The sequence below is a fragment of the Micromonospora sp. NPDC005298 genome (assembly GCF_040607375.1).
Taxonomy (GTDB): Bacteria; Actinomycetota; Actinomycetes; order Mycobacteriales; family Micromonosporaceae; genus Micromonospora.
The window spans coordinates 324,745-348,165 of record NZ_JBEXGP010000003.1 but is presented as its reverse complement, the minus strand read 5'-3'; the positions used below and the strand labels follow the sequence as shown (position 1 = coordinate 348,165).

Here is a 23,421-nt window from a genome sequence, read left to right as displayed (position 1 = left end):
TTCAATGTCCGCCGTCCGGACGTGTCACCACACGGCGTGGCGCCTGCCGTTCCGGATCCGCCGCCCGGACGTGTCACAACACGGCGTGGCGCCGACCCTTCCGGGTCCCGCCGCCCGGACGTGGCACCACACGGCGCGGTGGCGTCTGCCCCTCCGCATCCGCGTCCGGACGTGTCGCCGCACCGCCTGGTGTGCCGGTGTCGGCCCTCTCCGCCGCAAGATCGTGCTCGATCCTGGATGTGGTGGCATCCGGCAGTGCCCGACACCACTCGATCCAGGATCGAGCATGATCATGGGGTCGTTCGGGCGAGTCGGGGGCGGGTGGACCGGGTCAGCGTGACCTCGCGCTGGCGCACCGCCGCGCGGATCTCGCAGACCGGGGGTGGGCGGCTCAGGTGGTGAGGTCGGCCGTGGGCAGGGACGGTCCGTCGCCGGCCAGCCGGAAGGAGTCGGGGCCCACCGGTTCCACCAGCCCGTCCTGGACCAGGCCCGCCAGAGCGCGGGCGCGCTGCACGTCGTCGGTCCAGACCTGGTCCAGCCGTTGGTGCGGCACCGGCCCGGTGGTCTCCCGGAGCACCGCGAGCAGCAGTCCGCGTACCTGCCGGTCGGTGCCCGCGTACCGTTGGGGGCGGCGGCTCGGTCCGGTCGGCGGCTCCTGGCCGGAGGCCCGCCAGGCGCAGACCGACTCGACCGGGCAGGCCGGGCAGCGTGGTGACCGGGCCGTGCAGATCACGGCCCCCAGCTCCATGAACGCGGCGCTTGCCAGTGCCGCCGCGGCGGGCTCGGCCGGTAGCAGTTCCTCGGTGGCGACCAGGTCGGCGGGCCGGGTGACCGGTCCGGCGTCCGGCTCACCGGCGACCGCCCGGCACACCACGCGACGTACGTTCGTGTCGACCACGGGATGCCGCTGCCCGTACGCGAACGCGGCCACCGCCCGCGCCGTGTAGGTGCCGACGCCCGGCAGCGCCAGCAGCTGTTCCAGCCGGTCCGGCACCTGGCCGCCGTGCCTGTCGACGATCGCGACCGCGCACTCGCGCAGCCGGACGGCGCGGCGGGGGTAGCCGAGGCGTCCCCACATCCGGATCGCCTCGGCGGGGGTGTCGGCGGCCAACGCGGCGGGATCCGGCCAGCGGGTCAGCCAGGCCTGCCAGGCCGGTACGACGCGGACCACGGGTGTCTGCTGGAGCATGACCTCGCTGACGAGGATGGCCCACGGGGTGACGCCGGGCTCGCGCCACGGCAGGTCACGGGCGTGTTGCCGGAACCATTGGCTGACCAGGGTGGCGAAATCGGGTTGTGTCATGGCGTCGTCGATGATGTCACGGGGTGTGTTCCCGCTTGGTGGGCGGATCGGACGGGGTGTCGTCGCGGCGGTGGGCGGATCGGAGAGAATGCCCGGATGAACGAGCTCGCGATCACCGTCATCGGTCGGGACCGGCCGGGCATCGTGGCCGACGTCGCGGAGGTGCTCGCCCGGCTGGGCGCGAACCTCAGCGACAGCACGATGACGCGGTTGCGGGGGCATTTCGCAATGACCCTCATCTGCGCCGGCCCGGCCGCCGCCGAGGTCGAGGCCGCGCTGGCGCCGCTGGCGGCCGAGGGGCAACTGCTGGCGACCGTACGCGAGGTCACCCCGGACGGCGAGGTGCCCCCGGTGGGTGAGCCGTACGTGATGGCGGTGCACGGCTCGGACCGGATGGGCATCGTGGCGGCGATGACCCGGGTGCTGGTGGACGCCGGCGGGAACGTCACGGACCTGAGCACCCGGTTGGCGGGTTCGCTGTACGTGGTGCTGGCGGAGGTCGAGTTGCCGGCGGGGGTGGCGGAGGCGCTTGTGGACCGGCTGCATCGGACCGCCGCCGAGTTGGGCGTGGAGGTCACCCTCCGGCCGGCGGACCCGGATCTGCTGTGACGGGCGAGCAGAGCGGGGCGTACGCCGGGCTGGGCGGCTGGACGCCGGAGTCGCTGCCGGTCGAGGGTGAGGTCCGGGCGGTGGTGTCGGCCCCCCATCCGGTGTTGAGTCGGGCCGGCGGTGCGGTCGATCCGACGTCCTCCGAGACGGTCCGGTTGGCGGCCGACCTGGTGGCGACGATGCGGGTGTCGCCGGGGTGCGTGGGGTTGGCCGCGCCGCAGATCGGGGTGGACGCGCAGGTCTTCGCGGTCGACGTGACGGGGCATCCGAAGGCGGTCACCGTGCACGGCACGTTCGTGTTGTGCAACGCCCGGGTGGTCGAGGCCACCCGGTGGAAGCCCGGCCGGGAGGGGTGCATGTCGGTGCCGGACCTGACCGGTGACGTGAAGCGGGCCAGCCGGCTGGTGGTGGAGGGTGACCTGCCGGGCAGCGGGACGTCGGTGCGGCTGGTGACGGACGGCTTCGAGGCGCGGGCGTTGCAGCACGAGATCGACCACTGCGCGGGGCTGCTCTTCCTGGACCGGGTGGCCGGTGCGCACGCGGTCTACCAGCGCAAGGTCTACCTCTGAACGGGGGCCGGACCCACCACCTGTCAGTCCTCAGTGGATGGTTGTGGTGGCGGGTCGGTGCCGCTCCGGCGCGTCGCGCGGGGCTGGTGGGCGTCGCGCGGCTACCGTGGGGGGCATCATGCGTCTGACGGTCGGCCCCCTGCCACCCGCTGTGTACTGGCGGCGTCGCGTCGTCGTACTCGGAGCGGGGCTTCTCTTCCTGATTGTCCTGCTCTACTCCTGCACCGGCTCGGACCGCACGGGCGGTCAGCCCAAGGCGGGGGCGCCGCCGTCGGCGACGTCCGCCGCTCCGGGGGCCGGCGGTCCGGGAGCGGGCGGTCCGGTGCTGACACCGCAGACGGGGGCACCGTCGGTGTCCGCGCCCGCTGACCCGGACACCACGACACCGAGCCCGGAGATCACCAGCAACACCCCGCCGCTGGGCGCCGCCGCCGGTTCCGTTGACGACGGCACCTGCACCGACGACGAGATCAGCGTGACCTCGGTGGCGCAGCCGGCCACGGCGCAGCGCGGCACGGTCGTCAACCTCCAGCTCAAAATCAAGAACATCTCCGACCGCACGTGCAGCCGCAATGTCGGCGCCGACCTTCAGGAGATCTTCATCAAGGCCGGTGCCGAGAAGGTGTGGTCGTCGGACACCTGCGGCAAGGCCCAGGGCTCCGACGTGCAGTCCTTCACGCCCAACTTCGAGCGCTCCTACGAGGTGGGCTGGAACGGCCGGGACACCAGCCGCTGCAGCGACAACGGCCTGGCGGCCGGCCCGTTCCCGCCGGCGGGGAGCTACCAGGTGCTGGCCCGGGTGGGCACCAAACTCAGCGCCCCCGTGAAGATCACCGTCACCGGCTGAGCCGGATCAGACGTACCGCTCCAGGATGGACGCCTCGGCGAGCCGGGACAGGCCCTCCCGGACGCCCCGGGCGCGGGCGTCGCCGACCCCCTCGACGGCCTGGAGGTCCTCCACGGTCGCGCCCAGCAGCCGCTGGAGGCTGCCGAAGTGCAGCACCAGCCGGTCGACAACCGCCACCGGCAGCCGGGGCACCTTGGCCAGCAGCCGGAAGCCGCGCGGGCTGACGGCGGCGTCCAGCGCGTCCGATGCGGCCGGGTAGCCGATCGCCTTCGCCACCGACACCAGGTCGATCAGCTCGGTGGCGCCGAGCAGGTCCAGCTCGACGAGTGCCTCGTCCAGAGTGCGGGACTTGCGGCCGACGGGGAGGTAGTCCCGGATGACAAGCGTCCGGTCGGCGTCCACGCCGGCCATCAGCTCGTCGAGCTGGAGGGCGAGCAGCCGGCCGTCGGTGCCCAGCTCGACCACGTAGCCGGCGATCTCGTCGGCGATCCGGCGGACCATCTCCAGCCGCTGCACCACTGCCACCGCGTCCCGGACGGTGACCAGATCCTCGATCTCCAGTGCCGAGAGCGTGCCGGAGACCTCGTCCAGCCGCAGCTTGTAGCGTTCCAGGGTGGCCAGCGCCTGGTTGGCGCGGGACAGGATGGCCGCCGAGTCGTCGAGCACGTGCCGCTGGCCGTTGACGTAGAGGCTGATGATCCGCATCGACTGGCTGACCGAGATGACCGGGTAGCCGGTCTGCCGGGCCACCCGCTCGGCGGTGCGGTGCCGGGTGCCGGACTCCTCCGTCGGGATCGACGGGTCGGGCATCAGGTGCACGGCCGCCCGGACGATCCGGGTGCCGTCGCTGGAGAGCACGACCGCGCCGTCCATCTTGCACAGCTCACGCACCCGGGTCGCGGAGAACTCCACGTCCAGGGGGAAGCCGCCGGTGCACAGGCCCTCGACGACCTTGTCGTACCCGAGCACGATGAGCGCGCCGGTGCGGCCACGCAGGATGCGCTCCAGGCCGTCACGCAGCGCGGTGCCGGGCGCCATCAGGGCGAGGTTGGCCCGCAGCGGATCCCCGGCGCCTCCGGCGGCTCCCGCCGTCACGCTCACGCTGATCGGGCGGGCGGGCGAGCCCACGGCGCCGGTGCGGGCGTGGGGCGGCGCGCCGGCTGGCTTGGTGGTTTCGCGGTCGATCGGCACGGGCACAGTCTACGGACTGCCGTGCGGTGGGTGCTGTCGTGGTTACTGTGATGTGTCACGATGCCGCCCTTTTCCAGGTTTCCCGCTTGGGGCGAGCTGTCCCGTATCGCCCTCCCCGCCGGCACGGTGGGTCACTCGGCGGACGCGCGCGCCGCATGTTGCAGCGCGGAACGGACGTCGGTGACCTCGGTCACCCGCATCTGATCGGGGCCGGCACCGGTGCTCGCCGGGCCGCAGCCGGGTGGCACCAGGGCCACCTTGAACCCCAGCCGGGCCGCCTCGGCCAGCCGGCGCGGCACCGCCCCGACCCGACGCACCTCGCCGGTGAGGCCCACCTCGCCGATCGCCACCAGGTGCGGGGCGATGGCCAGGTTGAGCCCGCCCGACGCGACCGCCAGGGCCACCGCCAGGTCGGCGGCCGGCTCCACGACGCGGATGCCGCCCACGGTGGCCGCGAAGACCTCCCGGTCGTGCAGGGTCAACCGCTCCGTACGACGTTGCAGCACCGCGAGCACCATCGCCAGCCGGGCCGAGTCGAGACCGGAGACGGTGCGGCGCGGTGAACCGGCGACAGTCGCGCCGATCAGCGCCTGCACCTCGGTGACCAGGGCTCGGCGGCCCTCCATGGCCACCGTCACGCAGGTGCCGGGGACCGGCTCGGAGTAGCGGGTCAGGAACAGCCCGGACGGGTCGGCGAGGCTGCTGATGCCGCCCTCGTGCATCTCGAAGCAGCCGACCTCGTCGGCCGCGCCGAACCTGTTCTTGACGCCGCGCACCAGGCGCAACGAGGAGTGCTTGTCGCCCTCGAAGTGCAGCACCACGTCGACCAGGTGCTCCAGGACCCGGGGCCCGGCGACCTGGCCGTCCTTGGTTACGTGCCCGACCAGCACGGTGGCGATGCCCCGCTCCTTGGCGACCGACACCAGGGCGGCGGTGACCGCACGGACCTGGGTGACGCCGCCCGGCACCCCCTCGGTGCCGGTGGTCGAGATGGTCTGCACCGAGTCGAGCACCAGCAGCCCCGGCTTGACCGCGTCGAGGTGCCCCAGCACCGAGGCCAGGTCACTCTCGGCAGCGAGGTAGAGCTGGTCGTGCAGGGTGCCCATCCGCTCGGCACGCAGCCGCACCTGGCTGACCGACTCCTCACCGCTGACCACCAGCGACGGGCTGCCGGCATTGACGGCCCACTGCTGGGCCACGTCCAGCAGGAGGGTCGACTTGCCCACGCCGGGCTCGCCGGCGAGCAGCACCACCGCCCCCGGGACCAGGCCACCGCCGAGCACCCGGTCCAGTTCGCTGACGCCGGTGGGCCGGGCGCGGGCCGGAGCGGCGCTGATGGTGGCGATCGGTCGGGCCGGCTCGGACGGCATCCGGGAACTGACCACCCGGCCGGAGACGGTCGGCCCGGTCACCGTCGACTCGACCACCGAGCCCCACTCGCCGCACTCCGGGCAGCGGCCCACCCACTTGGGCGGCTGGTGCCCGCAGGCGTCGCACTCGTACGCCGGCCGTGGCTCACGCGCGGCGGACCGAGCGCGGGGGGCACCGGCCGTGCCGCCGCGCGCAGGGGTCGATCGGGAGGTGGTCACATCAGGACGCTAGCCCTCGCGTACGACGAAAACACCCCGGCGTGGTGGTCACCACGCCGGGGCGTTCGTCGATGTCGTGTGCGGGTCAGTCGTGGGTCGTGCCGCCCTCGTCGCCCTCGTAGCCACCCTCGCGCTCGATGATCGGCGACGGGGGTGCGGCCGGGGTGAGCGGCACCGCGATCGGCGCCGGGCCGGTGACCGTGTTGCCGTTTCCGAAGTCGAAGGTCACGAAGACGTTCTGGCCGGAGCGCAGCGCCTCGTTCAGGCCGATCAGTCGGAGCTGCGTGGTCGCCTCGGAGTTGAGCTGGAGGTAGCTCAGCGGGGCCAGCTCGATGCGGGCCGGCTGACCCGGCGCGGCGGGACTGGCCGAACCCGACGCCCGCGCCGACTCCGGAGCGGACGGGGTGGCCGAGGACGAACCGGTCTCGGAGGGGGTCGCGGACGGGCTGGCCGATTCGGACGTCGACGTCGACGGGCTGGCCGAGCCGGACGGGGACGGGCTGGCGGAGGTCGACTCCGAGGCGGACGCCGACGGGCTCGCCGAACCGCCGCCGATCACCACCTCGCGGGCGCTGTCGGTGGTGACGGTGACCGTCACCGTCTCCTTCGAGTCGTTGTAGATCACGGCGTTGAGCAGGGCGTCCTGACCGGCCCGGTAGCCCTCGGGGCCCGGGTAGTCGACCAGCAGGCCGCGCACCGAGAACGAGCCGTTGCCGGTCGTGAGGCTGACGCCCTGGACCGAAGCCTCCTTCTCGGCGGTCTCGGCGATCTGACCGGTGCCGCAGCCGGACGCCAGCAGGCTGGCCGCCGCGACCCCGGACAGCAGCAGGGCCGCCCGCCGGGATCCCCTGATCGAGCGCGTCACGTCGGTCCTCCTCGTCACAATCCCCACCCGGCCTCCACGCCGGGCACGGTGGCCATACCCGCGCAGACCGCGCTCCAGGGTAGTTGGAGCTGATCGAGGCCCGCACACGGACCCGGCAATGCCACCTGCCCGGGTGCCGGTCAGACGACCCGACCGCTCGCCACCAGCAGGACCACGTCGACGAGGGCGATCAGCATGACTCCCCGGAAGGCGGCCACCGGCCGCCGGCCGGCCCGGAGCGCGGAGCGTCCGGCGTACCAGCTCAGGGGTGGTACCACGGCGGCCGCGCCGACCGCCGCGACGCCGACCGCCGACGGCGGCCCGGGCGGACCGACGACCAGGGCCGCGGTCGCCGCGAGCAGGAGCACGGCGGCGGCGATCCGGCTGCCGGCCGCACCGAGGCGGTGCGGCAGGCCACGTACGCCGGTGCGGGCGTCGTCGGCGAGGTCGGGGAGCACGTTGGCGAAGTGCGCGCCGGCGCCCAGGCACGCCGCCGCGACAAGCAGCCACGCCGGCGGGGTGGGCTCGCCGGGCAGTGCCAGCACGATGAAGGCGGGCAGAGCCCCGAAGGAGACCGCGTAGGGCAGCACCGAGAACGCGGTGGCCTTGAGCGGCCAGTCGTAGAGCAGCGCGGAGACCAGGGCGACGGTGAGCCAGAACGCCGCCGTCGGGTTGGTGGTCAGCGCCAGCAACGGGCAGGCCACCGCGGCCGCCGCGGCGGCCCAGGCCGTGGTGCGCCGGCCGACCGCGCCGGCGGCGACCGGCTTGTCGGTACGCCCCACCGTGGCGTCCCGCTCGGCGTCCAGCGCGTCGTTGGTCCAGCCGACCGCGAGTTGGCTGGCCAGCACGGCGAGCACCACCGAGGCGATTCCGGACGGTCGGTGTCCCACCCCCCACGACAGCAGGCCGGCCACCGCGGTCACCGCGGCGGCCGGTTCCGGATGGCTCGCCCTGACCAGCCCTAACACCCTCGACGACATAAGGGAAGTCTGGTCGTTACCGAGCAGTCGTGCCACGCTCGTGCCATGCGAGACGTGGCTGCGGCCCCGGCGTCCACCGGCACCCGGGTACTGCCGCGCAACGATCCACGCCAGTACGACGACCTGGCCGGTGAGTGGTGGCGGCCGGATGGCGCGTTCGCGATGCTGCACTGGCTGGCCGAGGCCCGGGCGGCGATGGTGCCCCCGGCGGCCCGTCCCGACGCGCTCCTGGTCGACCTTGGCTGCGGCGCCGGCCTGCTCGCGCCGCACCTGGCCGGTAAGGGTTACCGGCACGTCGGGGTCGACCTGACCCGTTCGGCGCTCGTCCAGGCCGCCGAGCACGGGATACGCGTCATCCAGGCCGACGTCACCGCCGTCCCGCTGCCGGACGGCTGCGCCGACGTGGTCTCCGCGGGTGAGCTGCTGGAGCATGTGCCGGACTGGCCGCGTGCCGTGGCCGAGGCGTGTCGGCTGCTGCGCCCCGGCGGTCTGCTGGTGCTGGACACCCTGAACGACACGGCGCTGGCGCGGCTGGTCGCGGTACGGATCGCCGAGCGTCTGCCGACGGTGCCGCGCGGCATCCACGATCCACGGTTGTTCGTGGACGCCCGCGAGCTGGTGGCCGAGTGCGCCCGGCACGGCGTCGACCTGCGGCTGCGGGGCATCCGACCGCAGGTCGGTGGTCTGCTGGCCTGGCTGCTGCGGCGGGTCCGCGCGTCCGGGTCCGCCGGTGCGACGTCCACCGGCCGGGCGCCGCGCATCGTGCCGACCCGATCCACGGCCGTGCTCTACCAGGGCCGGGGGGTCCGAAACGGATAGTGCGGCCGTGGCGGGGGTAAGGACGCCGAGGAGGGGGCGATATGACGGTGCATGCGCTTGAGGCGGCTCGCCGGTTGGCGCCGCGGTTCGCCGCGCGGGCGGCGGAGCACGACCGGGACGGCTCCTTCCCGGTGGAGGACTTTCGTGACCTGCGGGAGGCGGGGCTGTTCGGGCTGATGGTGCCCCGGGCGCTGGGCGGTCTGGGTGCGAGCTTCGCCGAGTACGCCGCAGTCGCCACCGAACTCGCCCGGGGCAACGGCGCGACGGCCCTGGTGTTCAACATGCACGCGTCGGTGACCGGCGCGCTGGGCGCGGTCACCGAGGAGTTGGCCGAGGCGCTCGGTGTGCCGGACGATGCGTTGGTCGCGCGGGACCGGCTGCTGACCGCTGCCGCGCAGGGCTCGTGGTACGCGGTGGCCATGAGCGAACGTGGCGCCGGTGCCCGGCTCTCGCAGTTGAGCACGGTCTACGAGGCGACCGACGGCGGTTGGCACCTCAAGGGCAGCAAGACCTTCTGCTCGGGGGCGGGGCACGCCGACGGCTATCTGGTGGCCGCCCGCAGTGCCGCCGACCAGTCGGTGGTGTCCCAGTTCCTGGTGCCAGCCGGGGACGGGTTGACAGTGGAGCCGACCTGGGACGCGCTCGGCATGCGGGCGACCTCCTCGCACGACCTGCACCTGGATGTGACGGTGCCGGCCGACCGGCTGCTCGGCGGGGTGGAGGGGCTGGCCCTGGTGGTCGCCCAGCTGATGCCGCACTGGCTGGTGGCGAGCTACGCGGCGGTGTACGTGGGGGTGGCCCAGGCGGCGATCGACGCGGCGGCCGAGCACCTCAACGCCCGCAACCTGGCCGGTCTGCCCGCGGTGCGGGCGCGGCTGGGACGGGCGGACGCGGCGACCGCGGCGGCCCGACTGGTGGTGGCCGAGGCGGCCCGCCGGGTGGACGAGGAGCCGGGTGAGGCGGAGACCAACCGGTGGGTGTGGCGGGCCAAGTTGCTGGCCGGCACCACGGCGGCCGAGGTGGCGGCCTCGGTGCTGGAGGCGGCGGGCACCTCGGCGACGCGGCGTGGCCATCCGTTGGAGCGGCTCTACCGGGATGCCCGTTGTGGGTCGTTGCACCCGGCGACCTCGGATGTCTCCGCCGACTGGCTCGGCATCGCCGCTCTGGGCGGCGACCCGGACCGCGACGGATCGGTTCCGCGTTGGTGAGCCGGCGCGGCTCGACTGAGGTGGGGGAACGGCCGGGCACGATGGTCGGCGGGACGGACCGGGGGAGGACAGCTTCGGACGAGAGGTGGGGATCGTGCCCGTACCAGTGATCGCGGGGCTCGGGGCGGCGCAGCCGCCGTCGGCCTCGCAGGACGAGTTGTGGGAGGGCTTCTTCTCCCGGCACTTCTCCGGCACCACCCGGTCGTTGGCCGAGCGGATCTTCACGCATTCGGGGGTGACCCGCCGTCAGGCTGCCGTCAATCCGCTGCTGGAGGACGTGTCGGAGTGGCCGACCGAACGCCGGATGCGCCGCTACCAGGTGGAGGCGCTGCCGCTGGGCAAGGAGGCGGTGGGGCGCGCGTTGACGGCGGCCGGGTTGGACGCGGGCGACGTGGGGTTGTTCATCGTCTGCTCCTGCACCGGGTACGCCACTCCAGGGCTGGACATCCTGCTCGCCCGGGACCTCGGCATGGCCCCGGACACGCAGCGGATGTTCGTCGGTCACATGGGCTGCTACGCGGCGCTGCCGGGGCTGGGTGCGGCGAGTGACTTCGTCACGGCCCGGGGTCGTCCGGCGCTGCTGCTCTGCGCCGAGCTGACCAGTCTGCACATCCAGCCGTCGAGTGCCCGGGTGGACACCCAGCAGATCGTCTCGCACGCGCTCTTCTCGGACGCGGCGGTCGCGGCGGTGGTGGTGCCGGACGGCCGGGGGTACGCGCTGAGCGAGGTCACCTCGGTCACGGACACCTCCACGGCGGACCACATGACCTGGGACGTGACCGACGCCGGCTTCCGGATGGGGTTGTCGCCGAAGGTGCCGCAGGTGCTGTCCCGGCACGTCCGCGCCCTGGTCGACGACCTGCTGGCCCGGCATGGCACGTCCCGTTCCGAGGTGGACGGTTGGGCGGTGCACCCGGGTGGGCCGCGGATCCTCAACGTGGTGGAGCGGGAGCTGGCGTTGCCGCCGGAGGCGCTGGCGGCGTCCCGGGCGACGCTCGACGAGCACGGCAACTGTTCCTCGCCGACGGTGTTGCTGATCGTGGACCGGCTGGCCCGAGCGGCTCCCCGCCGGATCGTGATGCTGGCGTTCGGGCCCGGTCTCACCCTGTACGCCGCGCTGCTCGATCGACAGGAGTGATCGCCGGCCACCCCGGCGGGTACGCTCGGCACCGTGGACACGGCGGAGGACCGGCTGCGGTCGGCGGTGCTGGTCGGGGCGACCCTGGCCGCCCTGGCGATGGGCGGCTGGTGGTGGCGGGCGGCCGCGCCGGCCCCGATGGCCGGGCCGGTCGGTCCGCCGTCGGCCGGGCCGAGTGTCAGCACCGAGTTGGAGCGTGTCCTGGCGTCCGCCGCCCCCGGTGAGCGGGTGACCGTGGCGGTCGACCCCCAGACGGGCGAGGCCGCGAGGGTGCGGAGCGGTTCCACAGTGATCATCGACTCGGCGACCGGCGCGGTCACCGACATCGAGGGCGACGCGGGGGTGTTCTCGCCGGGGAGTGACCTGCCGTCGTTCCGCGAGACGGTCTGGCGGGAGGACCGGGAGATCGCGCCCGGTGAGGGGGTGACCCGGCAGTCCGCCGACGACGGTGCCCGCTATCTGCTCCAGTACCGGTGCACCCGGCCGGGCACGATGGCGGTGACGAGCACCGGGGCCGAGATCGTCGGCCCGCCGCGTATCGACTGCGACGGCCTGGTCGCCTCGGCCGAGGTGCTGCCCGGCGGTGGGCCGATCCGGGTGTCGCTGTCGGCTGTCGGCGATCGACCCGTAGACGTCCAGGCACAGCTCGTCGCCCTGCCGCCCCGGTAGGCGGGCCGGTCAGGCGGCGAGGGCGCTGAGGTCGTCCCGGTACGCGTCGATCGGCCCCAGCTCGGGCAGCACCCGGGTGACCACGCCGGCGCGGTCGACGAGCAGCGCCGTCGCGGTGCCGGGGTGGGCCGGTTGGCCGAGGAACGAGCGCAGCCCGCCGGCGGGGTCGGCGAGCGCCTGGATGCCGTGCACCGGCGGTGGTGCGACCGTCCGCCCTCCGGTCACGGTGATCACGGTGACGCCGGCGGGCGCCGTCGCCGCGGCCTCGGTGACGACGGCCGGGCACGGGCAGCCGTCCACGAGGATGATCATGGCGGGCAGCAGGCCGCGCAGCGGCACCGGCGCCTGCCCGGAGTCGACCAGGTCCAGTGCGGGCAGCGCCCGACCGGTGAGGGCCACGGGCGGGCTGGAGGGCGTCGGGGCCGGCCGGTCGGCGCCGCGGGTGGCGCGTGGCCAGGTGACGGCGAGCAGGCCGGCCAGCGTGGTGAGCAGCGCGACCAGCAGGACCAGCATGGGCAGGGCCAGGGCGCGGTACGGGCTGCGCGCCCCGGCGGCCCGGCGCAGCTCACGGCGGACCTGGGCGGCCTCGCCGGCGAGCGCCGAGGCGTCGTCGGGGATCACCACCCGACCCCATTCGGGGGGCAGGTCGGGCAGACCGTCGGACGGCCCGTGGCCCTCTGCGTCCGGCTTGCCCATCGGACCCCCTGAAGCGTCTCGAGAGCGGACTGTCGTGCGACCCCAAGCGTCCCGCACAGGGGGCACCTCTCGCCACACCTGGGCGCGATCGCGCACGGCGGGATACCATCAGGTGAGCGCATAGCCCTTGATCTCGACGTTCTGTTCACCCGTACCGGGCAGTCATCCGTACGTTACGGAGCGTGTTCGAACCATTGGTTTGACCGCCTGTCAAGCTGAAGAAAGACCTCTCACAGGGCCCCTGAGCTGCGCCAACAGTCAGGACATCGGTGAGACATCGGTGCCTGGCCGTGTTACCCTAGACACAGCGAAAGGGGTTTCGAACCTATGGTTTTCAGTGTCGGCGAGACCGTTGTTTACCCCCACCACGGGGCCGCACTCATCGAGGCAATCGAGACTCGGGTCATCAAGGGCGAGCCCAAGCAATACCTCGTCCTGAGGGTCGCGCAGGGTGACCTGACGGTCCGGGTGCCCGCCGAGAACGCCGAGATCGTGGGCGTACGCGAGGTGGTCGGCGAAGAGGGCCTCGGCAAGGTCTTCGACGTTCTCCGGGCTCCGCACACCGAGGAGCCGACCAACTGGTCGCGGCGTTACAAGGCCAACCTGGAAAAGCTGGCTTCCGGCAACCCGCTGAAGGTCGCCGAGGTCGTGCGTGACCTGTGGCGCCGGGAGCGGGAGCGGGGCCTTTCGGCGGGTGAGAAGCGGATGCTCGCCAAGGCCCGCGACATCCTCGTCGGCGAGGTCGCGCTGGCGGAGAAGAGCACCAAGGACGAGGCGGAGACGCTGCTCGACAAGGTTCTCACCGAGGCCTAGTCCGCACAGCATCGTCGTACCCGATTAGTAGCGAACAAACCACCGAGGACCGCGACGTGACCGCGCAGCTCAACCCGCGCGGTGACGTCGCGGTCCTCGTGCCTGCGGCGGGTGCTGGCGTACGGCTCGGTCCCGGCCGACCCAAGGCGCTGCGCCTGCTCGCCGGCGAGCCGCTGTTGGTGCACGCCGTGCGCCGGTTGGCGGCGGCACCCTCGGTGCACACGATCGTGGTGGCCGCGCCGGCCGCCGAGGTGACGACCGTCCGCGAGCTGCTCGCCCCGGTGGCGCCGGTGACCGTGGTGCCTGGCGGCGCGGAACGGCAGGCCTCGGTCGCCGCCGCGTTGGCCGCGGTGCCCGACGGGCCGACGATCATCCTGGTGCACGACGCCGCCCGCGCGCTCACCCCGCCCGAGCTGGTGGAGTCCGTCGCGGCGGCGGTCCGCGACGGGTGCTCCGCGGTGATCCCGGTGCTGCCGGTCGTCGACACGATCAAGGAGGTCGACGCGGGCGAGGTCGTGCTCGGCACCGTCGACCGGTCCGCCCTGCGCGCGGTGCAGACCCCACAGGGGTTCCGCCGGGCGGTGCTCACCGCCGCGCACGCCGCGGCCGGTGACCCGCTCACCGACGACGCCGGGCTCGTCGAGAAGCAGGGCGTCCCGGTGAGCTGCGTGCCCGGCTCGGAGTACGCGCTGAAAATCACCCGACCGTTCGACCTGGCACTGGCGGAGCATCTGCTCGCCGCCGGCGGTTGACGCGTACCCTCTGATCATGATCGTTCCCCGGGTGGCCATCGGCACCGACGTGCACGCGTTCGAGCCGGGCCGGCCCTGCTGGGTGGCGGGCCTGCTCTGGCCCGACCAGGACGGCCTGGCCGGGCACTCGGACGCCGACGTGGCCGCGCACGCCGCCTGCAACGCGCTGCTCTCCGCCGCCGGTCTCGGTGATCTCGGGTCGGTCTTCGGGGTGGGTCAACCGGAGTGGGCCGGGGCGTCCGGGGTGGCCCTGCTGACCGAGACGGCCCGCCGGGTACGGGCCGCTGGCCTGGAGATCGGCAACGTCTCCGTGCAGGTCGTCGGCAACCGGCCCAAGATCAGCCGTCGTCGGGACGAGGCCCAGCAGGTGCTCTCCGCCGCCGTCGGCGCCCCGGTGACCCTCTCCGCCGCGACCACCGACGGTCTCGGTTTCACCGGCCGTGAGGAAGGGTTGGCCGGCATTGCGGTGGCGTTGGTGTACGACGCCCCGGCCGCCTAGGCTCGCCGCGATGTCCAGCGACCCCACCCCCGAGCAGTCCGCCGCCGACGGCTACGTGCAGCGCGCCCAGCTCCTCGCCGAGCTCGGCCGCCACGACGAGGCGGCGGGGGAGTTGACCTACGGGCTGGCCCTCCAACCGCACGACGTCGCCGCCCTCACCATGCTGGCCCGGGTGCACCTCGCCGCCGGCCGACCGGCGGACGCGCTCACCGCCGCCGACACGGCCCTCGCCACCGCACCGGACGCCCTTCCGTCGCTTGTCACGCGTGCCATGGCGCTGGCCGACCTGGAGCGGTACCCGGAGGCCGCCGCCACCGCCGACCGGCTCCTCACCCTCGGCCCCGCCGACGCGTACGCCCAGCGCAGCGCGGCGGCGATCCTCGCCGACTCGCGCAACGGCCAGCCGGCGCTGAACGCGGCCTGGCGGGGGGTCGAGCTGGCGCCTGACGAACCGCAGGCGCACCTCGTGCTCGGCCTGGTCGCCGCCCGGCTCGAGTTGTTCGACCTGGCCGAGCGGGCCTACGGGGAGGCGTTGCGGCTCGACCCGCGCCTCGCCGACGTCTCCCACGACGTGGGTGTCATCCGCCTGGAGCAGCGCCGCTGGTCGCAGGCGTTGGCGCAGGTCGCCGAGACGGTCACGATCGGCCCGAGTCGGATGGACTCCGGGCGGACCATCGCGTACGGCCTGCACCGGCTGGTGCTGTACGGCGCGGGCTGGTCGTTGATCGCGGCGGTGCTGGTGGCGTTCGCGGCGGCGGCCAACGGCGGGCTCTCCCGCGTCGTCGCGGTGCTGGCCGCGCTGACCGGTGGGGTCGTGGTCTGGCGTCTCGCCGCGCGCCTGCCGGGACTGACCCGGACCGTCCTGCCCGCCCTGCTGCACTCGGACCGGGCGATGGCCCTGGCGGTCTACGCGGCGGCCGCCGCGCCGGTGCTGCTCCTGGTGTACGCGGTGGTCGGTTCGCCGTGGCCGCTGGTGCTCGCCATCGCCGCGACAGCGGTGGCCGAGTTCGCCATCTTCACCAGAACCACCTTCCGCTGACCGTCAGGTCGCCGACCGCGCCCACGTCCAGGCGTACCCGTCGTCCTCGCAGGTGCGGGCCGCGTCGCAGAGGTCCAGCGGGCGGAACGTGTCGACCATGACGGCCAGCTCGTCGAAGTGCTCCGCGCCGATGGAGCGCTCGGCGGCACCGGGCTGCGGGCCGTGGGTGAAGCCGGACGGATGCAGGGAGATCGACCCCTGCTCGATGCCGGAGCCGCGCCGGGCCTCGTAGTTGCCGCCGGTGTAGAAGAGCATCTCGTCGGAGTCGACGTTGTGGTGGTTGTACGGCACCGGGATCGCGTCGGGGTGGTAGTCGACCTTGCGGGGCACGAAGGAGCAGATGACGAAGTTGGGGCCCTGGAAGGTCTGGTGCACCGGCGGGGGCTGGTGGATGCGGCCGGTGATCGGCTCGAAGTCGTGGATGGAGAACGCCCACGGGTAGAGGTGCCCGTCCCAGCCCACCACGTCGAACGGGTGGTTCGCGTAGACGTACCGCGTCCACCCGCGCCGGTGGCGGACCAGCACCTCGACCTCCTCGCCGTCGACGAGCAGCGGGGCGTCCGGACCGCGGACGTCGCGTTCGCAGTACGGGGAGTGCTCCAGGAACTGGCCGCGGACGGAGAGGTACCGCTTGGGTGGGCCGATGTGCCCGGCCGCCTCGACGGTGAGCAGTCGGACGGGCTGGTCGCCGGTGGGCACGAGCCGGTGGATGGTCGAGGTGGGGATGACGACGTAGTCGCCGGCGACCGCGTCCAGCGCGCCGAACGGCGACTCGACCCGCATCGTGCCGGCCTCGACGTAGAGGCAGTGGTCGCCCGTGGCGTCGCGGAACAGTGGCGACGGCCGGTCGGCGAGCACGTAGCTGATGCGCACGTCGTCGTTGGCGAGGAGGTACTGCCGGCCGAGGATCGGGTCGGCGCCGCCGGTGTCGAGCTTGTGGGTGCGCAGGTGGCGGGGTTTGAGCGGCAGGTTCGGTGCCCGGGTGAACGTGGGCGGGGTGAACTCGTCGGCGGCGAGGATCGCGGTGGGCGCGTACCGGTGGTAGAGCAGGGACGAGTCGGAGGAGAAGCCCTCCTGGCCCATCAGCTCCTCGGCGTAGAGGCTGCCGTCGGGTTGGCGGAACTGGGTGTGGCGCTTGCGGGGCACCTCGCCGACGCTGCGGTAGTACGGCATCTCGCCTCCCGATATGTCCCGTTCACCGGTCGAAGACGTCCGATAATCGGACGCTGTTGTCCGTTCCTTGTAGCGTCCCGTAGATTCTTGTTCCGTGTCAACGCAGGTGCCCGCACTCCTCGACGGCCTGGTGGACGACGCCGCCGTCTTCCCGCCGGGCAGCGCCGCGCTCCCCGACGCGCTGACCGCCCACCGTCGACACCGCGCCGCCTGGTACGCCGACCTGGTCGGCCCGCTGCTCGTCCCCGCCTCGACCGTGGTGGCCGGCAAGCTGAGCGGCCTCGTCGACCCGGCCGAACGCCTGGTGGTCGGGCTGATCGGGGACACCGGCATCGCCGGCCTGCCGGCCGCGCTCCCGCTCCTGGCACCCGACGGTGTCGCCGTCCGGCAGATCGAGGTCGCCGTCGCCAAGCGGGGCGAGGACCCGCTGCCCGGCATCACCCACCTGTTACGGACGACCGCCACGACGCCCGACGTCGAGGCCGTCTACGCCGAGCTGCCACTGACCTTCGGGCTGATCGGCGCGCTCGACGCGCTCGCCGCCGCCCGCGCCGACGGGGTGCCGATCGCGGCGAAGTTCCGCACCGGCGGTCTGGCCGCCGAGCTGTTCCCCACCCCGGCCGAACTGGCCGCCGTGATCTGCGCCTGCCGGGACCGGGACCTGCCGTTCAAGCTCACCGCCGGGCTGCACGAGGCGGTCCGGCACCTCGACCCGGAGACCGGCTTCACCCACCACGGGTACGCCAACGTGCTGGCCGCCACGCTCGCCGCCGCCGGCGGCGCCGGGGTACGCGCCGTCGCCGAGCTGCTGACCGTGGTCGATCCGCGCCCGCTGCTGGAACACCTGAACGGGCGGCTCGACGCGCCCCGCCCCCTGTGGGTGGGCTTCGGCTCGTGCAGCATCCTGGAACCACTTACCGATCTGATCCGGCTGGGGCTGGTGAACGGGGGCTACGACACATGACCTGGGTGACCGGCGCTGACGGTTCGCCGTACGGGGTGACGAACCTGCCGTACGGGGTGTTCCGGACCGACGGGGGGCAGCCCCGGATCGGCGTACGGATCGGGTCGTGGGTGCTCGACCTGGCCGGCGCGGAGACCGCGGATCTCGTCCTGGCGGCCGGGTCGTTGTGCCGCCCCACCCTGAACGAGTTCATGGCGCTGGGCCGTCCGCAGTGGACGTCGGTGCGGCAGCGGATCACCGAGTTGCTGACCGACCCGACGCACCGCCCCGCCGTGGAGCCGCTGCTGGTGCCGCTGGACGAGGTGGAGCTGCTGCTGCCGTTCGAGGTGGCCGACTACGTCGACTTCTACTCCTCCGAGCACCACGCGTCGAACGTCGGGCAGATCTTCCGCCCGGGTCAGCCGCCGCTGCTGCCGAACTGGAAGCACCTGCCGATCGGCTACCACGGGCGGGCCGGGACTGTCGTCGTCTCCGGTACGCCGGTGATCCGGCCGACCGGCCAGCGCGCCTCGGCCGAGGGCCCGGTCACCGGCCCGTCGGTACGCCTCGACATCGAGGCCGAGGTCGGTTTCGTGGTGGGCGTGCCGAGCGGGCTGGGCGACCGGGTGGGTGTCGACGACTTCGCCGACCACGTCTTCGGCGTGGTGCTGGTCAACGACTGGTCGGCCCGGGACATCCAGGCCTGGGAGTACCAGCCCCTCGGCCCCTTCCTGGGCAAGTCCTTCGCCACCTCGGTCTCGGCCTGGGTGACGCCGCTGGACGCGCTCGCCGACGCGTTCGTGCCCGCCCCCGACCAGGACCCGCCGGTGGTCGACTACCTGCGCGACGTGCCGCACCTCGGCCTCGACCTGCGCCTCGCGGTCGAGTGGAACGGCGAACGGGTCAGCGAGCCACCCTTCGCCACCATGTACTGGACGCCGGCCCAGCAGTTGGCGCACCTCACCGTCAACGGCGCGTCGCTGCGCACCGGCGACATGTACGCCTCGGGCACCGTCTCCGGCCCGGAGCGGTCGCAGGTCGGCTCGTTCCTGGAACTGACCTGGGGCGGGGCGGAGCCGGTGAAGCTCGGCGACGACGCCCGCACCTTCCTCGCCGACGGCGACACGGTGACCGTCACCGCGACCGCGCCCGGCCCGGACGGCACCACCATCGCCCTCGGCGAGGTCACCGGGACGGTTCGACCGGCGCGCTGAGCGTCGGGCCGGGCAGGGTCGGTCTTCTGTCTCGTCGGCGGGACTGATGATCGCACCGACTGTGCGATAACCAGGGCAGGTTGCCGCGTTGATCGTCGCGGATTCCGTCGCTCCACCGCGCGGTACGGGCCGGGCCCCCGCCCGGACGCCGGCGGTGGGGCAACCCATCGCACACGGAGGTAGACGACGATGCACGATCTCGCGCGCGCGGTCTGGCGTACCAGTAGCCGCTCCAACGACCAGGGGCTCTGCGTGGAGGTGGCCGACAACCTGGTCGACGTTCTCGGCGTGGTCGCGGTCCGCGACTCCAAGGACCAGACCGGTCCCACACTGGCCGTCAGCCCGCCGGGGTGGACAGCGTTCATCGGAGCGATCCAGGCCGGTCGCTTCGAACGCTGAGCGGCGGCGTCGCACCGGTCGACCGGTACGACGCGGCCGCCTGAACGGACAGCGGGGCCTCCGGGTGGTGGAAATTCCGTCCCGGGGGCCCCGTCCGGCGTTCACCCCGCGTACCGTCGACGACACGGGAGGTGGCATGTCGACGGTGGCGGTAACCGGGTTCATCGAGGCGCACGCCGTCGATGTCTGGCGTCTGCTGACCGACCTTCCCGGCCGGGCGGCCCGCATGACCGCCGCCGGCCCGACCGAGCTGCTCACCCCCGGTCCGTTCGGGCCGGGCACCGCCTGGCGGGAGGAGCGCGCCCAGCCCGGTGGCGGCACGCTGACCGAGGAGTTCCTGGTGGTGGAGGCGCTCGCCCCGCATCGGCTGGTGCTCTGTTCGTCGGGCGCCGACGTGGACTACCGGATCACCTGGACCCTGCGGCCGGTCCGCCGCCGTCGTCGAGGCTGCACGGCGGTGACCGTCACGCAGGAGGCGGTGCCGACCGCTCCGTACCCCCGGGTGGTGGCCCTGCTGCTCGGCGGGCTCGCCGCCCGCGCGGTCGAGGTGGCGTTGCGGCGTGATCTCGCCGACCTGACCGTCGCGGCATCGCCCTCCGGCGCTGTCGAAGCGGCCTGACCCGCCCCGCCGGGCGGCGCGACCTGACCGGGCTCCGGCGGGCTCCGCTGGGTAGGGTGCCGGGCGGAGGTGCGGCATGGGGTTCCCGAAGGGCCGGCGACGGCTGATGGTGGCGGTCGCGGCGTTGCTCGCCGTCGCGGTCGTCGCGGTCGTCGTCCACCGGGTGCTCGCGCCGGCCGAGGTGAGCACGGTGGCCCGGGGTGACTACCCGGCCGCACCCCGACCCGCCCCCGGCGTGATCGGCCGGCTGCCCGCCGCCCCGCTGATCGTGGAGGACCGGCTGCGGGTGTACGCGGCGCACCGTCAGGTCTACGCCGACCGGCCCGTCGACGGGCGGTACCGCACCTCGCCGTTCTGGTCGTTCCGGCGCTGGCCGGCGGAGCTGAGCGGGGTCGTGGCCAGCGGCCGTACCGTGGTGAGTCGTTGGTCCGACGGCCGGTTGGTGGCGCTCGACGCGTCGTCCGGTCGGGTGTTGTGGCGGTCCGGGGGGCCGCCGCCGGCCGAGGGCGGCGCGGTGGTGCGACGGACCGGCGCGGCCACCGTCTGGGATCCGCCCGGGCTCTACGTCACCGACCTCGCGGACGGCCGGACGGTGCTCGTGGTCACCAGCGCTACCGAGGCCCGGGGGGTGGAGGTGGCCGGCGGCCGGGAGTTGTGGCGGGCCGACCTGCCCGGCTCCTGCCGCCGTGACGTCGGCACCACCGGCGCCGGGGAGTTGATCGGCCTGGACACCTGTGCCGGATCCGCCGCTGTCGAGTTCCGGGACGCGGCAACCGGACTGGTACGCGAGCGCTGGCGGCCGCCGGGGGTGGCGGCGGACGGGCTGGTGGTGTCCCCGCTCGGCTGCCGTACCGGTCGATCGGGTTGTCCGGCGGTGCGGACGGCCGGGCCGGGCGACGCCGCCGGACGCGGCTGGCTGTTGACCGGTGGCGAGCCGGTGCCCGCGCCCGCACTGGACCTGGCCGGCGCCACCGTCGTCGGTGACCAGGCGGTCGCCGTGGTGGACGGGGTGGCGGTGGGTCGGGCGGCGCGTTCGGGCGCCGAGCTGTGGCGCTTCGGCGGTCTGGGCGCGGCGCGGGTGCTCGCTGTGCAGCCCGGTCGGGTGCACGTGCTGACCGAGGCGAACGAGTTGGTGACGCTCGACCCGGTGACCGGCGCCCAGCTATCGCGCTTCACCCTCAACGTCGGCTCGGACGGTACGGGTTGGGCGCCGGGGGCGGTGGCCGCGCAGGACGGGTACGTCGCGGTGGAACGGCTCCGTGAGCCGGTCGACCCGGACGGGGACGACCAGCGGTACTACCTCACCGCGGAGGCCGTGATCCTCGCCGCCACCTGATCGGGGCGTTGAGCTGCGAACCTTTCATCACATCTGACCGGAAACGGTACGTTTTTCACGGTTCAGGTTTCCGGTGAAAAGGGGTTGGCGCATGGGTGCAACGGCAGCCAGATGGCTCGTCGGCGGGATGCTCGCCGTCAGCGCGAGCCTCGCGGTGACGGTGCCGCCGGCACTCGCGTCGGACCCGGCGCGGGCGACCGCGTTCGCCGCCGCACGGGCCGAGCCGTCGGACGACACCAGGGTCACCTTCGAGGTGGTCCCCGCCTCGCCGACCGCCACCCCGACCACGCCGACCCCGCATCCGTCCACCCCGACGCCCAGTCACGGTGGTCAGCTGCCGGTCACCGGCCCGGGTGGACCGGTCCTGCCGCTCGCCGCGCTGGGCATGACCCTGCTGGCCCTCGGGTGGCTGGCCGTACGCCGCCGCCGGCCGAGCTGACGCGCGGTCGCCAACGGTCTCAGCCGTCGACCGGGACGCGCTCCCGGGGTGGGACGGCGGGGACGCGCCGGGACCGGCGCAGGAGCACCCCGAGAGTGGTGAGCAGCAGCAGCGCCGCCACGGCCGCACCCCCGGTCCAGCCGGTGAGCAGTCCGGAGACGACGCTGCCCCTCCTGCCAGCCTGACCGGGATCGGGGAAGGCGATCCGCACGGTCGCGCCGCGCTTCACCGTTCCGCTCTCCAGGGTCACCTCGGCCTTCCACGGTCCGTTCGGCAACTCGGTGGGGAGCCGGGCGACGACCTGCCCGGAGCCGCCCGGGGGCAGCGTGACGCCCTGCCCGACGGGGAACGGTCCGGCCCGGCTTCCGGCCGGTCCCTCGCTCAGCGCGATCGCGCCGGTCAGGTCCACGGCCCGGCCGCCGGTGTTGGTGACCTGGACGGTCACCGACGGCACGCCCTCGGGGCTGCGGGCCGGCCGCAGCTCGCCGATCGCGAAGTCGGAGGCCGGCTCGCCGCCGGGGCCGACGTCGAGATACATCCGGACGCCGACCCGGTGAATCTGGTTGATCTCGCCGCTGGGTCGGGCTGCCGATCGGGTGGCCGCCCAGACCACCCCGTACCGCTCGCCGCGCGGGGTGGTCGGCGGCACCGTGATGGTGGCCCGGACCCGGGTCTCGCCCCACGGCTCCAACTCCACCGAGCTGCGATCGAGGGTGGTCCACGAGGTCAGCTCGTTGGCCGCTCGGCCCTCGCCGAACCGGAACGCCGAGCCGTCCAGGGTCGCCGCCGCCGGGTACACGTCGACCCGGCGGGGCTCGGCCGTGCGGTTGACGATCAACAGTTGTCGCTTGATGGTGGTGCCCGGGGGCAGGTGGTCGACGATGTAGCGCAGAGCCCGGGGGTCGGCGCGGCGGTCGGTCGGAGCCTCCAGCAACCGGATCCCGATGCTGCCCTCGTCCGGCTCGGCCGCGCCGGCCCGGGTCGGCAGACCCGGACCGGCGAGGCAGAACAGGGCGAGCGCGACCGCGAGGGCCGACCGCCCGCGGCGGCTACGCCACCGAATGTGTCACCGTGCCGGTGTAGACGCCCGCGATGCTGTCCAGCGGCACGTTGACCACCAGGGTGGGGTTCCAGGCGGCGGTGTTGCCGCCGGTGCCGCCACCGTGGGTGAACGCGGTGAGCGGTGTGGTGCTGGACAGCGGCGCGGCATCGCCGGCGGTGAGCTGTCCCGGGGTGAAGGAGCCGGTGCCGGCGGTCGAAGTTGCCGGACCCGACCAGTAGTTGATCTCCTCGGGGAGGACCGTCTCGGGCGGGGAGCTGGTGCCGGTCTGGAAGACGGTCGCCGTCACCGAGGCGGTCCAGGACGCGTCGGAGCCGGCCCGGGAGTCGGTGACGGTCACCGCGCCGAGTTGGCCGGTGATGGTGCCACCGGGAGCGCCGGAGCCGAGGTCGGCGGTGGCCGGCGCGTCGATGTCGAGGGTGCCGGCCAGCACCTCGAACGTGGTGGTCGTGGTGTCGGTGGGCGCGGCGGCGGCCGGCGCGGCGAGAACGCCGACCATCGCGGCGGCGACCGCCCCGGCGAGACAGATCCTGGCAGTACGCACTGTTCGTTTACCCCGTCTTCTCGAAGTGAGCCGACGTGGGTCCTCGCCACGTCGGCTACTTCGGAAGATAGGGCAGATAGTGTGTCAAACAGGACAAACCGGTCTTAT

26 protein-coding genes are annotated in these 23,421 nt (G+C 73.7%); 17 read left to right on the top strand and 9 right to left on the bottom strand.

The window, feature by feature from the left end; all coding sequences use genetic code 11:
- Positions 1-391: 391 nt before the first annotated feature.
- Positions 392-1,303 (bottom strand): A/G-specific adenine glycosylase, encoded by a 912-nt coding sequence (locus ABZS77_RS10565; protein WP_354820413.1) that lies wholly within the window; start codon positions 1,301-1,303, stop codon positions 392-394.
- Between the two features lie 96 nt (positions 1,304-1,399).
- Between ABZS77_RS10565 and ABZS77_RS10560 the strand changes: the two genes are divergently transcribed.
- The 3 genes from ABZS77_RS10560 to ABZS77_RS10550 all read left to right on the top strand — a co-directional run bounded on the left by ABZS77_RS10560 (position 1,400) and on the right by ABZS77_RS10550 (position 3,328).
- Positions 1,400-1,912 carry an ACT domain-containing protein gene (locus ABZS77_RS10560; RefSeq protein ID WP_354820410.1) on the top strand — a complete coding sequence of 171 codons (513 nt, stop codon included), beginning with the start codon at positions 1,400-1,402 and terminating at the stop codon, positions 1,910-1,912.
- Positions 1,909-2,481 carry a peptide deformylase gene (locus ABZS77_RS10555; protein ID WP_354820407.1) on the top strand — a complete coding sequence of 191 codons (573 nt, stop codon included), beginning with the start codon at positions 1,909-1,911 and terminating at the stop codon, positions 2,479-2,481. The genes ABZS77_RS10560 and ABZS77_RS10555 overlap by 4 nt, the downstream gene beginning before the upstream one ends.
- Positions 2,482-2,599: 118 nt before the next feature.
- Positions 2,600-3,328 carry a hypothetical protein gene (locus ABZS77_RS10550; protein WP_354820404.1) on the top strand — a complete coding sequence of 243 codons (729 nt, stop codon included), beginning with the start codon at positions 2,600-2,602 and terminating at the stop codon, positions 3,326-3,328.
- Between the two features lie 6 nt (positions 3,329-3,334).
- On the opposite strand, the gene disA is transcribed toward ABZS77_RS10550, so the two are convergent.
- From disA to ABZS77_RS10530, 4 genes are all read right to left on the bottom strand, one after another.
- Positions 3,335-4,519, bottom strand: coding sequence for a DNA integrity scanning diadenylate cyclase DisA (gene disA, locus ABZS77_RS10545; RefSeq protein WP_354820402.1), 1,185 nt, complete (start codon positions 4,517-4,519; stop codon positions 3,335-3,337).
- A 131-nt stretch (positions 4,520-4,650) separates the two neighbouring features.
- Positions 4,651-6,108: a DNA repair protein RadA gene (gene radA, locus ABZS77_RS10540; RefSeq protein WP_354820399.1), complete on the bottom strand. Its 1,458-nt coding sequence runs from the start codon at positions 6,106-6,108 to the stop codon at positions 4,651-4,653.
- Positions 6,109-6,193: 85 nt separating this feature from the next.
- Positions 6,194-6,973 carry a hypothetical protein gene (locus ABZS77_RS10535; RefSeq protein WP_354820396.1) on the bottom strand — a complete coding sequence of 260 codons (780 nt, stop codon included), beginning with the start codon at positions 6,971-6,973 and terminating at the stop codon, positions 6,194-6,196.
- Between the two features lie 140 nt (positions 6,974-7,113).
- The gene (locus ABZS77_RS10530) at positions 7,114-7,953 is read right to left on the bottom strand and encodes a UbiA family prenyltransferase (protein WP_354820393.1); all 840 of its coding nucleotides are present in this window, start codon (positions 7,951-7,953) and stop codon (positions 7,114-7,116) included.
- Between the two features lie 45 nt (positions 7,954-7,998).
- On the opposite strand from ABZS77_RS10530, the gene ABZS77_RS10525 reads away from it, so the two are divergent.
- From ABZS77_RS10525 to ABZS77_RS10510, 4 genes are all read left to right on the top strand, one after another.
- Positions 7,999-8,772 (top strand): methyltransferase domain-containing protein, encoded by a 774-nt coding sequence (locus ABZS77_RS10525; protein ID WP_354820391.1) that lies wholly within the window; start codon positions 7,999-8,001, stop codon positions 8,770-8,772.
- Between the two features lie 41 nt (positions 8,773-8,813).
- Positions 8,814-9,980, top strand: a complete 1,167-nt coding sequence (locus tag ABZS77_RS10520; protein ID WP_354820388.1) for an acyl-CoA dehydrogenase family protein — start codon at positions 8,814-8,816, stop codon at positions 9,978-9,980.
- A gap of 94 nt (positions 9,981-10,074) precedes the next feature.
- Positions 10,075-11,118 carry a type III polyketide synthase gene (locus ABZS77_RS10515; RefSeq protein ID WP_354820385.1) on the top strand — a complete coding sequence of 348 codons (1,044 nt, stop codon included), beginning with the start codon at positions 10,075-10,077 and terminating at the stop codon, positions 11,116-11,118.
- Positions 11,119-11,151: 33 nt separating this feature from the next.
- Positions 11,152-11,787, top strand: coding sequence for a hypothetical protein (locus tag ABZS77_RS10510; RefSeq protein ID WP_354820382.1), 636 nt, complete (start codon positions 11,152-11,154; stop codon positions 11,785-11,787).
- A 9-nt stretch (positions 11,788-11,796) separates the two neighbouring features.
- On the opposite strand, the gene ABZS77_RS10505 is transcribed toward ABZS77_RS10510, so the two are convergent.
- Complete coding sequence (locus tag ABZS77_RS10505) at positions 11,797-12,483, bottom strand: hypothetical protein (protein WP_354820379.1); 687 nt, start codon at positions 12,481-12,483, stop codon at positions 11,797-11,799.
- Positions 12,484-12,810: 327 nt separating this feature from the next.
- Between ABZS77_RS10505 and ABZS77_RS10500 the strand changes: the two genes are divergently transcribed.
- From ABZS77_RS10500 to ABZS77_RS10485, 4 genes are read left to right on the top strand one after another with little or no spacing between them, the layout of a single operon-like run.
- Positions 12,811-13,296 (top strand): CarD family transcriptional regulator, encoded by a 486-nt coding sequence (locus ABZS77_RS10500; protein WP_007073334.1) that lies wholly within the window; start codon positions 12,811-12,813, stop codon positions 13,294-13,296.
- 56 nt (positions 13,297-13,352) lie between these two features.
- Positions 13,353-14,048: a 2-C-methyl-D-erythritol 4-phosphate cytidylyltransferase gene (ispD, locus tag ABZS77_RS10495; protein WP_354820376.1), complete on the top strand. Its 696-nt coding sequence runs from the start codon at positions 13,353-13,355 to the stop codon at positions 14,046-14,048.
- Positions 14,049-14,061: 13 nt separating this feature from the next.
- Complete coding sequence (ispF, locus tag ABZS77_RS10490; RefSeq protein ID WP_354820502.1) at positions 14,062-14,547, top strand: 2-C-methyl-D-erythritol 2,4-cyclodiphosphate synthase; 486 nt, start codon at positions 14,062-14,064, stop codon at positions 14,545-14,547.
- A gap of 10 nt (positions 14,548-14,557) precedes the next feature.
- Positions 14,558-15,586 carry a tetratricopeptide repeat protein gene (locus tag ABZS77_RS10485; RefSeq protein WP_354820373.1) on the top strand — a complete coding sequence of 343 codons (1,029 nt, stop codon included), beginning with the start codon at positions 14,558-14,560 and terminating at the stop codon, positions 15,584-15,586.
- 3 nt (positions 15,587-15,589) lie between these two features.
- Here the strand turns inward: ABZS77_RS10485 and ABZS77_RS10480 are convergent, their stop codons facing one another.
- Complete coding sequence (locus ABZS77_RS10480; RefSeq protein WP_354820370.1) at positions 15,590-16,759, bottom strand: homogentisate 1,2-dioxygenase domain-containing protein; 1,170 nt, start codon at positions 16,757-16,759, stop codon at positions 15,590-15,592.
- A 94-nt stretch (positions 16,760-16,853) separates the two neighbouring features.
- Here ABZS77_RS10480 and ABZS77_RS10475 point away from each other — a divergent pair, with 94 nt between their 5' ends.
- The 6 genes from ABZS77_RS10475 (at position 16,854) to ABZS77_RS10450 (ending at position 21,709) form a co-directional block, all read left to right on the top strand.
- Positions 16,854-17,723, top strand: coding sequence for a hypothetical protein (locus ABZS77_RS10475; protein WP_354820367.1), 870 nt, complete (start codon positions 16,854-16,856; stop codon positions 17,721-17,723).
- Positions 17,720-18,916, top strand: coding sequence for a fumarylacetoacetase (gene fahA / locus ABZS77_RS10470; RefSeq protein WP_354820364.1), 1,197 nt, complete (start codon positions 17,720-17,722; stop codon positions 18,914-18,916). The genes ABZS77_RS10475 and fahA overlap by 4 nt, the downstream gene beginning before the upstream one ends.
- Before the next feature lie 189 nt (positions 18,917-19,105).
- The gene (locus ABZS77_RS10465; protein ID WP_354820361.1) at positions 19,106-19,315 is read left to right on the top strand and encodes a DUF397 domain-containing protein; all 210 of its coding nucleotides are present in this window, start codon (positions 19,106-19,108) and stop codon (positions 19,313-19,315) included.
- 136 nt (positions 19,316-19,451) lie between these two features.
- Complete coding sequence (locus tag ABZS77_RS10460; RefSeq protein WP_354820358.1) at positions 19,452-19,934, top strand: SRPBCC family protein; 483 nt, start codon at positions 19,452-19,454, stop codon at positions 19,932-19,934.
- Positions 19,935-20,010: 76 nt separating this feature from the next.
- Positions 20,011-21,270 carry a PQQ-binding-like beta-propeller repeat protein gene (locus ABZS77_RS10455; RefSeq protein ID WP_354820355.1) on the top strand — a complete coding sequence of 420 codons (1,260 nt, stop codon included), beginning with the start codon at positions 20,011-20,013 and terminating at the stop codon, positions 21,268-21,270.
- Between the two features lie 91 nt (positions 21,271-21,361).
- Complete coding sequence (locus ABZS77_RS10450) at positions 21,362-21,709, top strand: LPXTG cell wall anchor domain-containing protein (protein WP_354820352.1); 348 nt, start codon at positions 21,362-21,364, stop codon at positions 21,707-21,709.
- 19 nt (positions 21,710-21,728) lie between these two features.
- On the opposite strand, the gene ABZS77_RS10445 is transcribed toward ABZS77_RS10450, so the two are convergent.
- Both ABZS77_RS10445 and ABZS77_RS10440 read right to left on the bottom strand, forming a co-directional pair.
- Entirely contained in the window at positions 21,729-22,643 is a 915-nt protein-coding gene (locus ABZS77_RS10445) for a hypothetical protein (RefSeq protein ID WP_354820349.1), read from the bottom strand.
- Between the two features lie 115 nt (positions 22,644-22,758).
- The gene (locus ABZS77_RS10440) at positions 22,759-23,313 is read right to left on the bottom strand and encodes a hypothetical protein (RefSeq protein WP_354820346.1); all 555 of its coding nucleotides are present in this window, start codon (positions 23,311-23,313) and stop codon (positions 22,759-22,761) included.
- Positions 23,314-23,421 lie beyond the last annotated feature (108 nt).

Excerpts from the sequence above, each read along its gene's own strand:
- ABZS77_RS10565 (WP_354820413.1), bottom strand. The coding sequence starts at position 1,303 with ATGACACAACCCGATTTCGCCACCCTGGTCAGCCAATGGTTCCGGCAA.
- ABZS77_RS10560 (WP_354820410.1), top strand. The coding sequence starts at position 1,400 with ATGAACGAGCTCGCGATCACCGTCATCGGTCGGGACCGGCCGGGCATC.
- ABZS77_RS10550 (WP_354820404.1), top strand. The coding sequence starts at position 2,600 with ATGCGTCTGACGGTCGGCCCCCTGCCACCCGCTGTGTACTGGCGGCGT.
- ABZS77_RS10530 (WP_354820393.1), bottom strand. The coding sequence starts at position 7,953 with ATGTCGTCGAGGGTGTTAGGGCTGGTCAGGGCGAGCCATCCGGAACCG.
- ABZS77_RS10525 (WP_354820391.1), top strand. The coding sequence starts at position 7,999 with ATGCGAGACGTGGCTGCGGCCCCGGCGTCCACCGGCACCCGGGTACTG.
- ABZS77_RS10520 (WP_354820388.1), top strand. The coding sequence starts at position 8,814 with ATGACGGTGCATGCGCTTGAGGCGGCTCGCCGGTTGGCGCCGCGGTTC.
- ABZS77_RS10505 (WP_354820379.1), bottom strand. The coding sequence starts at position 12,483 with ATGGGCAAGCCGGACGCAGAGGGCCACGGGCCGTCCGACGGTCTGCCC.
- ABZS77_RS10500 (WP_007073334.1), top strand. The coding sequence starts at position 12,811 with ATGGTTTTCAGTGTCGGCGAGACCGTTGTTTACCCCCACCACGGGGCC.
- ABZS77_RS10485 (WP_354820373.1), top strand. The coding sequence starts at position 14,558 with ATGTCCAGCGACCCCACCCCCGAGCAGTCCGCCGCCGACGGCTACGTG.
- ABZS77_RS10480 (WP_354820370.1), bottom strand. The coding sequence starts at position 16,759 with ATGCCGTACTACCGCAGCGTCGGCGAGGTGCCCCGCAAGCGCCACACC.
- fahA (WP_354820364.1), top strand. The coding sequence starts at position 17,720 with ATGACCTGGGTGACCGGCGCTGACGGTTCGCCGTACGGGGTGACGAAC.
- ABZS77_RS10465 (WP_354820361.1), top strand. The coding sequence starts at position 19,106 with ATGCACGATCTCGCGCGCGCGGTCTGGCGTACCAGTAGCCGCTCCAAC.
- ABZS77_RS10460 (WP_354820358.1), top strand. The coding sequence starts at position 19,452 with ATGTCGACGGTGGCGGTAACCGGGTTCATCGAGGCGCACGCCGTCGAT.
- ABZS77_RS10455 (WP_354820355.1), top strand. The coding sequence starts at position 20,011 with ATGGGGTTCCCGAAGGGCCGGCGACGGCTGATGGTGGCGGTCGCGGCG.
- ABZS77_RS10450 (WP_354820352.1), top strand. The coding sequence starts at position 21,362 with ATGGGTGCAACGGCAGCCAGATGGCTCGTCGGCGGGATGCTCGCCGTC.